9 protein-coding genes are annotated in these 10,466 nt (G+C 27.9%); 4 read left to right on the top strand and 5 right to left on the bottom strand.

Going from position 1 to position 10,466, the window contains the following annotated elements:
- Nucleotides 1-822 (top strand): SH3 domain-containing protein (locus tag K0040_RS18830; RefSeq protein ID WP_228110263.1); only part of this gene is annotated, 822 nt, incomplete at its 5' end.
- A gap of 159 nt (nucleotides 823-981) precedes the next feature.
- Nucleotides 982-1,683 carry a pentapeptide repeat-containing protein gene (locus tag K0040_RS18825; protein WP_228110262.1) on the top strand — a complete coding sequence of 234 codons (702 nt, stop codon included), beginning with the start codon at nucleotides 982-984 and terminating at the stop codon, nucleotides 1,681-1,683.
- 54 nt (nucleotides 1,684-1,737) lie between these two features.
- On the opposite strand, the gene rocF is transcribed toward K0040_RS18825, so the two are convergent.
- The 3 genes from rocF to K0040_RS18810 form a co-directional block, all read right to left on the bottom strand.
- Nucleotides 1,738-2,661, bottom strand: a complete 924-nt coding sequence (rocF, locus tag K0040_RS18820) for an arginase (protein WP_228110261.1) — start codon at nucleotides 2,659-2,661, stop codon at nucleotides 1,738-1,740.
- Nucleotides 2,662-3,146: 485 nt separating this feature from the next.
- Nucleotides 3,147-6,554 (bottom strand): FtsX-like permease family protein, encoded by a 3,408-nt coding sequence (locus tag K0040_RS18815; RefSeq protein ID WP_228110260.1) that lies wholly within the window; start codon nucleotides 6,552-6,554, stop codon nucleotides 3,147-3,149.
- Between the two features lie 10 nt (nucleotides 6,555-6,564).
- Nucleotides 6,565-7,266 carry an ABC transporter ATP-binding protein gene (locus tag K0040_RS18810; protein WP_228110259.1) on the bottom strand — a complete coding sequence of 234 codons (702 nt, stop codon included), beginning with the start codon at nucleotides 7,264-7,266 and terminating at the stop codon, nucleotides 6,565-6,567.
- A 267-nt stretch (nucleotides 7,267-7,533) separates the two neighbouring features.
- Between K0040_RS18810 and K0040_RS18805 the strand changes: the two genes are divergently transcribed.
- A complete protein-coding gene (locus K0040_RS18805) occupies nucleotides 7,534-8,091 on the top strand; it encodes a TetR/AcrR family transcriptional regulator (RefSeq protein WP_331476371.1) in 558 nt (185 codons plus the stop codon).
- 79 nt (nucleotides 8,092-8,170) lie between these two features.
- Here K0040_RS18805 and K0040_RS18800 read toward each other — a convergent pair whose 3' ends face one another.
- Nucleotides 8,171-8,848 carry a TIGR00266 family protein gene (locus tag K0040_RS18800; protein WP_228110258.1) on the bottom strand — a complete coding sequence of 226 codons (678 nt, stop codon included), beginning with the start codon at nucleotides 8,846-8,848 and terminating at the stop codon, nucleotides 8,171-8,173.
- A 68-nt stretch (nucleotides 8,849-8,916) separates the two neighbouring features.
- Nucleotides 8,917-9,486, bottom strand: a complete 570-nt coding sequence (locus K0040_RS18795) for a DUF2238 domain-containing protein (RefSeq protein WP_228110257.1) — start codon at nucleotides 9,484-9,486, stop codon at nucleotides 8,917-8,919.
- A 196-nt stretch (nucleotides 9,487-9,682) separates the two neighbouring features.
- Between K0040_RS18795 and K0040_RS18790 the strand changes: the two genes are divergently transcribed.
- Nucleotides 9,683-10,279: a helix-turn-helix domain-containing protein gene (locus K0040_RS18790; RefSeq protein ID WP_228110256.1), complete on the top strand. Its 597-nt coding sequence runs from the start codon at nucleotides 9,683-9,685 to the stop codon at nucleotides 10,277-10,279.
- The last annotated feature ends 187 nt before the right edge of the window (nucleotides 10,280-10,466 follow it).

The following is a 10,466-nucleotide window of genomic DNA, read 5'->3' as shown; positions in this document are numbered from 1 at the left end:
AATAGTAACCTTAATGCTAGAAAAGGGCCTAATACTACTTATGATAAGGTTGCTTCTTTAAAGAAAAATACTAAAGTTACTATTGTTGCCAAAACTGATAATGGTTGGTATAAAATTAAACTTAATAATGGTTATGTTTATGTTTCTTCTCAATACATAACTATTGCAAATAATAATCCTAACCCTAGTGAGACTCCTTACTCTGCTAATGGCACTGTGAATAGTAACCTTAATGCTAGAAAAGGGCCTAATACTACTTATGATAAGGTTGCTTCTTTAAAGAAAAATACTAAAGTTACTATTGTTGCCAAAACTGATAATGGTTGGTATAAAATTAAACTTAATAGTGGTTATGCTTATGTTTCTTCTCAATACATAGCTATTCAAACTAATAAACCTGATTCTAGCGAGACTCCTTGTTTTGCAGGGGCCATTATCACTGACAATATTAATGTGAGAAAAGGACCTAGTACTACTTATGCTAAGATTGGATCTTTAAAGAAAAATGCTAAAGTAAGTATTGTTGCCAAAACTTCTAATAATTGGTATAAAATTAAATTTAACAATAGTTATGCCTACGTTTCTTCTCAATATGTGATTCTTACTGAAATTGAAGAGTTAGAATACTCAGCTACTGCTTCAATTTTATCTGATGTTTATGTAAGAAAAGGACCTAACACTAACTATGAAAAAATTGGCACAGTGAAAAAAGATGACAAAGTTAATATAGTCACTATAACTTCTAATGGTTGGTGTAAAATAAAATATAATAACTCATTCGGGTATATTTATGGTGAATACGTTGATATTTTAATTAAATAAGATTGTGTTTCATTAATATTTACTGTATATTTAAACCTAATCACCTTCTTACTCTCAATTATTTAATTACTTTTATGACTAAATTATACATTAAAAGTAAAATTTTCTGCTACAATATAATATATTTACAAAATATTGATCCAAAAGAGGTGCTATTGTATGAAAATTATTACACTAAAAGAACTAAAAAAAATAATTGAACATAGAGACGATTTTGAACAGTTAATACTAAGAGAGTATAGTTTTAAGCATATGGATTTAACTGGTTTTGATCTAAGTAATATAGACTTTACACTAAGCTCTTTTCAAAATGTTAAACTTGATAAAGTAAATTTTCAAAATAGCATTGTAGAAAATGTATTATTTGACGGTTGCCCTCTTCATGGTGCAAACTTTAAGAATGCAACTATGAAAACAGCCTCTTTTAGATATTGTGATATGAGAAAATGTAACATTGAGGATGCTAATTTATATGGTGCAGTTCTAGAGTATGCCAAATTGGACGGAGTTTATTCCAATGAAAATACAAAATGGTTCCGCCTTAGCTGTCCAGAAGTTGGTGCATTTTTAGGATATAAAAAATGCATAAATGATTGTATGGTTCAACTGCTAATTCCCTCAGATGCAAAAAGATCCTCTGCAACACTGCCATCATGTAGATGTAGCAAGGCAAAAGTTTTAACAATAAAAAGTTTTGACTTTAAAGAAAATTTTGATGAAGCATGGTCTTTGGTAGATGAAGATTTTATTTACAGAAAAGGTGAATGGGTAGAAGTGAAAAATTTTAATGAAGATCGTTGGATGGATTCAACTACTGGTATTCATTTTTGGATGTCAAGAGAAGAGGCACAAGCCTATTAAATAAAAAAGCTGTGGATGATTTGTTTTTACAAACCTACCACAGCTCTATTTATTTTAGCAATTAACTAATTCTTTACACGAGAGAAGTTGGCCGAAATACTCTAATAAATCCTTACAAATTTTTAAAGTATTATCATTTACATCTAGCCTTGGATTAAATTCAACAAAGTCCATTGACTTAACAATCCCTGTTTGAATAAGACGTTTTAAAAGATACTTAGTGTCCTCTACAGTATATCCTCCCTCGACTCTTGTTCCTGTACCTTCTACTATAAATTTATCCATAAAGTCTATATCTAAACTTATATGAATACCGTCAATATTTTGTTTTCTACATTTTTTTATTATATCATTAACCACATTTTCTAACCCTATTTTATCTATTACTTTTTTATCATAAAGGTTTACTTTGGAATTGTCTAATAAGTCTTGTTCTCCCTTATCTATATCTCTTCCTCCAATATGGAATACGTTTTCTTCATTTATTTTAATACCATCATAATATAAATTAACTAATCTAGAATCTCCATGGCCACATAAGCAAGCTAATGGCATTCCGTGATAGTTCTTACTTGGTGATGTTGCTGATGTGTTAAAGTCCCCATGAGCATCAATCCACACAACGCCTAAGTTTTTTGAATGTTTACTAGCACCTGTTATACTTCCAAGTCCTATTCCATGATCTCCCCCTAATATTAATGTAAAATCACTGCTATCCATTGATTTATCTACTGCTTTAGATAATTTTAAATTTAAATCATATATACTTTCAAAATATTTAATATTTTTTTCATTTTTAAACTTATCTGATTCCAACACTTCTTTTACATCAATATCTCCAAGATCTACAACTTCTATTTCCCCGTTATCTTTTATTAAATCAATAACATTTGCATTTCTTAGTTTTTGTGGTGAATGTTGTGTTCCATTATTGTCACATCCATAATAAGTTGGAACTCCTATTATACTTAATTTCATAATACCTCCCCCTATCGACACTCCTTGGTGTAAATCTAAATCTTTATTAAATTTAAACAACACACAACATATTAGTTGTTTATAAATAATATTATATAATATAATCTATGATATAGTTTATTTGTTTTATATAATATTATTTAAACTCTTACTTTTTTAATCCAAAATAGCTAATATACCTAAAAAAATGTAGCTATCTTAGGTAACTACATTCCTTTTATAAATTAATCAATATATTAAAAATCACAAAACATACTATACATATAACAAAGTCTAATACTATTAGTTTATACTTTTTTTTAAAAAATGCTACTATAGAAGAAGTCACACTAAAAATTACCACACTTAGTAATAAAAACAACTTACTAAACATACCTCTTCTAAACATTAATTCTACCAAATATAAAATTATTTTTTCATTTATCTTTATAATAATTTATAACATAAAAATAAGGCAGTTGAAAGTCCCTACCTTATTTCTAATCTTATTCTACAGATTTTAGTGCATCGATCATGTTTATATTTTTTAATTTTTTATGCATCATTAACATAACAAGCAAAGCAAAAACCATTGTAATCACTCCTGATATAATATAACTACTAATATCTACCGTTGGTATCATCATCATATTATCCATTTCTGCTGTGCTTACTAAAAATACATATAATAGTTTTCCTAAAACAGAACCTGCAAGTATACCAAGTACTGTTAGTATTATATTTTCTCTAAATATATACATATCAACTTCATTATCATAGAAACCTAATACTTTTATTGTAGATATTTCTCTAATACGCTCTGATACATTTATATTTATTAAGTTGTATAATACTAAAAAGGCTAAACTTCCTGAAGCAGCTATTATAACTATCATAACTAAGCCTAAATCTGCTGCTTCACTCATACTTTTCATTTTAGATGTAAGAGTGACATTTACAACTTCACTATTGTCCATAAGTGTTGATAATAATTTATTTTCATCATAAGTTTTAGAATTAAATTTTAATAACTGTGCATTATATGACACATCTTTTTTAAATATATTCTTGTAATATGATGGTGATAAATAAATATAATGACCAGTGTAATTTTCTATTATATTCTCTACTTTTATCTTTTGGTCATTATTATTTGAATCTGTTAAATTTATATAATCTCCAATAGACACATTTAAAAGCTTTGCCAACTTTTCATTTATAATAGCCCCATCATTACTTAGTTTATACTCTGTACCACTAGATCTATCATTTAATAGGATAAAATTATTTAATTTATCTGTGTTTTCAGGTACATACATCATGGCACTTTGTTTGCTCATATTATCTTTACTAAAAGTAACTGATTCTTGATAAATATTCAAATCCTCTTCATAATTTTCTAGATTTATTAAAGATTTATTATATTCTTCATTTTCTTTTTTTGTACTATTATCATCAAATACAACCATTGCATCGTATTTTATTAGTTTTCCAAATTGTAAATCTGATAAAGATGAATTTGATTTTTCAAGAGATATACCTGCCACAAGCATGGCCATACATCCTGATATTCCAAACACAGTCATAAACATTCTTCGTTTATATCTAAAAAGATTCCTAAAAGTTACCTTTTGATTAAAGTTAAGTCTTCTCCATATAGGCTTAATTCTTTCTAATAATATTTTTTTACCTAGTTTTGGCGCTTTTGTTCTCATTAAATTAGAAGGATTATCTTTTAATTCTTCTTTTAAAACAATAACTGATGCTCCCACTGTGCAAAGTAGTGATGCTACTAAAGATTGCATTATATAAGATGGATAGAAATTTATTATAACTTTAGGTAGTGTAAAGTTAGATGAATAAGCTATATTAACTATTAATGGTAATGCACTACTTCCTGCTAATATACCAGCTATTGCACCTGCAATACTAGCAATAAAAGCATAAACTATATATTTTCTAGCTATTTCTAAATCTCTATAACCTAGTGCTTTTAAAGTTCCTATTTCTATTCTATTTTCTTCTACCATTCTTGTCATAGTAGTTAAGCATATTAGCGCTGCTACTAAGAAGAAAAATACAGGAAATACTGATGCTATTTTATCTAAGCTATCAATTGATCCTTTGTATGTGGAGTAGCCTGGGTTATCATTTCTATTAAAAAAATAATATTTACTATCATCAAGCCTATTTAATTTTTCTCTTTGATTATCTATCTCCTCTCTAGCCTCTACTAGTTTTTCTTTATTTGCTTTTATTTCTTTTTCTCCATCAAGCAGTTTTTTCTCAGAGTTAAGAATTTCTTTTTGTGCTTTGTTAAATTTTTCTTGACCTTGCTTTTTACCTTCTTCAAGTGAATTCTTACCCTTTACTAAATCTTCTTTTCCTTTATCTAGTTTGCTTTGAGCTTGATTTAGTAATGCCTTTCCTTCAGTAATTTTGGCGTTTTCTTTTTTGTATGTTTTCACGCCTGATTGATACTGAGTTATTCCACTAATCAAAGTTTCCAGCTTTGATTTATTTTTACTTGCACTTTTACTCGCACTTTCAATACTTTGCGAAAGCCTTAGTGCTAAAGAGATATTTGATGGGTCTTTTTCTAATGCATTTACTAAATCACTTAATTTGTTTAATCCTAAATTAGGATTAGATATAATGATTTTCCAATATTGAATTTTTTCCATTGGAATTTCATTATTTTCATTTAAGTTCTTTATACTTTCTTTTATATCTTTAGATAGTGCATCATATGTAGAAATCAAAGTATTCAAACCTGATATTTGATTTTCATATTCTTTTGTGTCTTTTGTAGGGTCAATCCCTTGATTTAAGAATACTTGCTTTGACTCATCTAACTGAGTCTTACCACTTTCAAGCTGTTTTTCACCCTGGGCTAAAGTTTCCTTTTTCTTATCAAGCTCTATTTGACCTTTTTTTAATTCAGATTCACTATATTTTAATAATTTTTCATTATCTTTTATTTCTTTTTGATACTTTGCTAAAGCTTTCTCATATTCTACTTTACCATCTAAAAGTTGCATTTTACCATTGTCTATTTTTTTCTGAGCATCTTTAAGCTTATTTTCATTTTTTTCTATTTTTTTATATGCTTTATCAAATTCATTTTGCGCCTCTGACTTAATTTCTTCAATTCTTTCTACCGCTCTATGTGAATATAAATTTTCAAGATATTTATTGTTTTCTTCCATTATATCTTTATAAATATCATCATAAGCTCCAAAATTTTCTGTATTTTTAAATTTCACATAAAATTCACTGTAAGCATCCATAGAAAAATCAGATCTATTTATAAGTGTAAAATAATCTATGCTTCCCTTTCCTACAGTAGTTGTTCCTCTAGACATATTATCTATATACATGGGACTTTGGACAAATCCAACAATTTTAAAAGTTTTCTTTTTAAAATAATTCTCTGTATCCTTGTCTGATTTTATATCATATTTATCACCTATTTTTAGGTTTTTATCTATTTTCAATGCATTTACATCTATTGCAATTTCACCACTTTTTTGTGGTAGTCTTCCTTTTGTAACAACTGGTGTATTCATTTTGTCAGAGCTACTTTCATCATACTCCATAAATTTAACTACATGATTTGTATTACTTAAATTCACATCTACACTATGACTTGCATAATAATCAAGAATTTTATCATTACTTTTTAGTAGTTTTAAATCATTTTCCTTAAGTCCAAGAGTAGATACTACCTTACTATCCATTAAATTTTGTTTTGCAAAATATTCATTGATGGATTCTTTTAAATCTGGACCACAAGATTTTATTCCAGCATAAAAAGCAACACCTAGAAAAATTATTGCCATTATAGAAATAAACCTTCCTTTTGATGATAGTATCTCTCTTTTTATTGATGTTTTATATGCTCTATTTTTCATCTATCATCCTCTACCATTCAATAGATTCCACAGAAATAGGATTTTCATTTATTTGTACATTTTGAACCTTTGCATCTTTAATGTTAATAACTCTATTGGCTATTGGTGCAAGCGCTGCGTTGTGAGTTATAACTATTACAGTTGTTCCCATTTCTTTGCATGTATCTTGTAAAGTTTTTAAAATTTGTTTACCTGTTTTATAATCAAGTGCTCCAGTTGGTTCATCACACAGAAGTAGCTTTGGATTTTTGGCTATTGCCCTAGCTATTGAAACCCTTTGCTGCTCCCCTCCTGATAATTGACTTGGAAAGTTATCTTTTCTATGACCAAGGCCAACAATCTCTAAAGTTTTATCTACGTCTAAAGCATTCTTTGAAATTTGAGTTGCTAACTCTACGTTTTCTCTAGCCGTTAAATTTTGAACTAAGTTATAAAACTGAAATACAAATCCTACATCATATCTTCTGTAATTTATTAGCTCTTTATTACTAAACTTTGAGATATCAACATTATCAATAATTATGTTTCCTTCATCACAAGTATCCATTCCTCCAAGAATATTCAACACAGTTGTTTTTCCAGCACCACTTGGTCCTAAAATAATTACAAACTCTCCTTCTTCAATAGAAAAATTAATACCATTATTAGCAACTACAGTATTTTCTCCAATTTTGTAACGCTTATATTCATCTATTATTTGTATATATGACATTTCTTCACCCCATCATTTCGTTTTATCTGCTCAATGTTATCAAATAGACACTCTGTTTGGTTAATGCTATAATACATAAGTATAAATAATATATAAACTACTTACAATAATCACATGCTATCATATTGTTATTAAATAGACATTTAATCTTTTTTTGTTCATTTAATAACTTGTAACTTAAAATTGTAATTATAAAAATCCGCTGCCATTTTAAGTCTTATGTTGATCAATTAAACTTCCGGTAGCAACCTACTTAAAGAAAGGATTATGTATATGGCTGGTATTAAAGGAAATAGAAGAATTTTATATACCAAGAAAATAATTAAAGATAGTTTACTTGATTTACTTGAAAGCAAAAAAATTCATCAGATTACAGTTACAGATATATGTAAAAATGCTAACATTAACCGAGGTACTTTTTACACCCATTATAAAGATGCTTATGATTTATTACAATCCATGGAAGATGAATTCTTTAATCAAATTTCAGAATATATAGAAGAAACCCCACTTGAAGACTATAAAGATGTTCTATTGCTTAATGCTCTTAAACTTATTAAAGAAAATAAAGAATTGTGCAAAATATTATTTTGTCATCATATAGAAAATAATCTTATGGATCGTATTTTTCTACTGGCAAGAAAAGCCGAAATTGACAAACTTATAAGTTCTTCCAAGGTTGACGATGTGTTTTTAGACTACTTTATAAAATATAACGCTGGTGGAGTTTTTTCTGTCGTTCAAACATGGTTAGAAAATGACTTAAATGAATCACCTGAAGAAATAGTAACTATAATAAACAATATTGTTGCTTTTCATCCATAACATTATAGTTCAATTTATCCAAAATAAATAATTGGGTATACTTTGCATATACCCAATTATTATAAAACTTATTATTTTGCTAATTTGAACTTGTTGGAATATATGATCCTACCCTTAAAGCAAACTCATTCATATTCATTGTTTGAAGAACTACCTTACCTGGACCTGTAAGCTTAGTTAAAAATAAACCTTCACCACCAAATAATACATTCCCAATACCTTTTACAAATTCTACTTCATATTTAACACTATCTTCAAATCCTACTAAATTTCCTGTATCTATTTTTATAACTTCTCCTGGAGCTAAATTCATTTCTATTGCATCACCATCTACTTCTAAAAATGCAGTTCCTCTACCTCTTAGCTCTTGTAATATAAATCCTTCACCGCCAAAGAATCCTGTTCCCATCTTTTTATTAAAAATAGTTTTTAATTCTACTGAAGACTCTGCTGCAAGGAAAGCTCCTTTTTGTATAGTAAAGCGGCCTTCACTTACATTTATAGGTATTACACTTCCTGGTACAGTTGAGGCAAAAGATATTTTAGCATCTTGCATTGCAGTATATGTTGCCATAAACATTGATTCACCAGCAAACATTCTTCCTATACCTTTTAGTAATCCACCTTTTGTATTTGTTTCCATTTTTATTCCTTCAGTTTGGTAAAACATACCTCCACTTTGTGTAAACATGGACTCGCCTCTTGATAAACTTACTTCAACACTTGGTACTACTTTTCCTACAATAACATAATTCATTTAAATTCCCCCTAACATTCATATATATTTATTTATAATTTACTTGCATTTTCTTAGATGTTTATATCCTATAATTTAGGCAATTGTTTTACATAATAAGGTATCATTATAATAGTTCCAATTAAACAATCAAATGTATCTATCATAGTATCAACTAGGCCTCCTGCCTGACAGTCCATTCCTAAAAATTTATCTACTGAAAATTCCATAAGTTCCCAAAGACTAGCACCACCCATACTAAACATAAACATAAATATGACAAAAAATATTTTTCTTTTAGTACTATTTACTTCTATATTTCCAAAATAATTAAACAACACATATGCAACACTGCAAGAAATTAAGCCTGACCATATATGCAAAAAATCATCATAATTTTTTATAGAAGCATAAAATCCAAAAGATGATCCTAAAAGACCTGCAAATAAAACAAATAGGACTAAATTTATAATTAACGTAGTATCAAAGAGCTTATCAAAATTCTTATTTAAGTAAATCAATATAATTGTTCCTGCTAAACTTGCCAAAGCGTACAATGTATTTTCTACTTGATTTGTAAAAACAAAATTAATTATGGAACCTAAATAAATAATATATATTAACTTAGACATCCAATTTAAGACTTTTTTATTATTCATAATTAAGACCCCCTAAAGTTGTGCTACATCAATAATCTATTTGTTCTATTCATAACTATAACACAATTTTTTTTTTACTTCACCTTTATTTATATGGAAATTTGTTAAATATATTAAATAAAATAATAACTCTACGGAAAGTTGATTGAAAATATTAAGCTTAGAGTTTATCCTTATATAAGTGGAGGTGATAGATATGAACTGTGAAAAAGTAGGAAGCCTAATATTAAAACTTAGAAAAGAAAAAAGCATGACTCAAAAACAAGTAGCTGACTTATTAAATATCAGTGATAAAACTGTTTCAAAATGGGAACGAGGCCTAGGCTGTCCTGATGTATCAATACTTACAGATCTATCAAAAATATTTGATATTAATATAGAAAAAATATTATTAGGAGATTTAAATCCCAATGATGTAGATGGAGGAAATATGAAAAGAATTAAATTTTACGTTTGCCCTAACTGTGGCAATATAATAAGCACAACTGGCGAAGGAGAAATATCTTGTTGTGGCAGAAAACTAAAAGCTGCTATTCCAAGTATAATAGATGAAAATCATAAAATAAATATAGAAGAAGTGGAAAATGACTATTACATTACTATTGACCATGAAATGTCTAAAGAGCATTATATATCATTTGCTGCTTATGTTACCTATGACAGAGTTCTATTAATAAAGTTGTATCCAGAACAAAGTTCAACAGTAAGATTCCCAAGACTTATCGGGAAATTTGAACGAGGTAAATTTTATATATATTGTGCTCAACATGGATTGTTAATGAATGGGAAATAATTATAAATATTAAAAAGACCATCTAGATTGATGGTCTTTTTAATATTTAATTTTTAGTTAGGGGAATGTAAAATAAAGTGTGTAAGTTGACAAGATTGTTGTCAGCTTATGCACTTTTTTGATTATAGAGTGTGATACCATTAAGGAAAGGAACTTAAAAAGATGAGGTATGATACTATGGTTAGAA

This window comes from Terrisporobacter petrolearius, assembly GCF_020748185.1.
GTDB lineage: Bacteria > Bacillota > Clostridia > Peptostreptococcales > Peptostreptococcaceae > Terrisporobacter > Terrisporobacter petrolearius.
The sequence above is the reverse complement of the archived record's forward strand: the minus strand, read 5'-3'. Positions and strand labels throughout refer to the sequence as shown.

Bases quoted from the DNA above. Each gene is read 5' to 3' on its own strand.
- K0040_RS18825 (WP_228110262.1), top strand. From the start codon at position 982: ATGAAAATTATTACACTAAAAGAACTAAAAAAAATAATTGAACATAGA.
- rocF (WP_228110261.1), bottom strand. From the start codon at position 2,661: ATGAAATTAAGTATAATAGGAGTTCCAACTTATTATGGATGTGACAAT.
- K0040_RS18815 (WP_228110260.1), bottom strand. From the start codon at position 6,554: ATGAAAAATAGAGCATATAAAACATCAATAAAAAGAGAGATACTATCA.
- K0040_RS18810 (WP_228110259.1), bottom strand. From the start codon at position 7,266: ATGTCATATATACAAATAATAGATGAATATAAGCGTTACAAAATTGGA.
- K0040_RS18805 (WP_331476371.1), top strand. From the start codon at position 7,534: ATGTATATGGCTGGTATTAAAGGAAATAGAAGAATTTTATATACCAAG.
- K0040_RS18800 (WP_228110258.1), bottom strand. From the start codon at position 8,848: ATGAATTATGTTATTGTAGGAAAAGTAGTACCAAGTGTTGAAGTAAGT.
- K0040_RS18795 (WP_228110257.1), bottom strand. From the start codon at position 9,486: ATGAATAATAAAAAAGTCTTAAATTGGATGTCTAAGTTAATATATATT.
- K0040_RS18790 (WP_228110256.1), top strand. From the start codon at position 9,683: ATGAACTGTGAAAAAGTAGGAAGCCTAATATTAAAACTTAGAAAAGAA.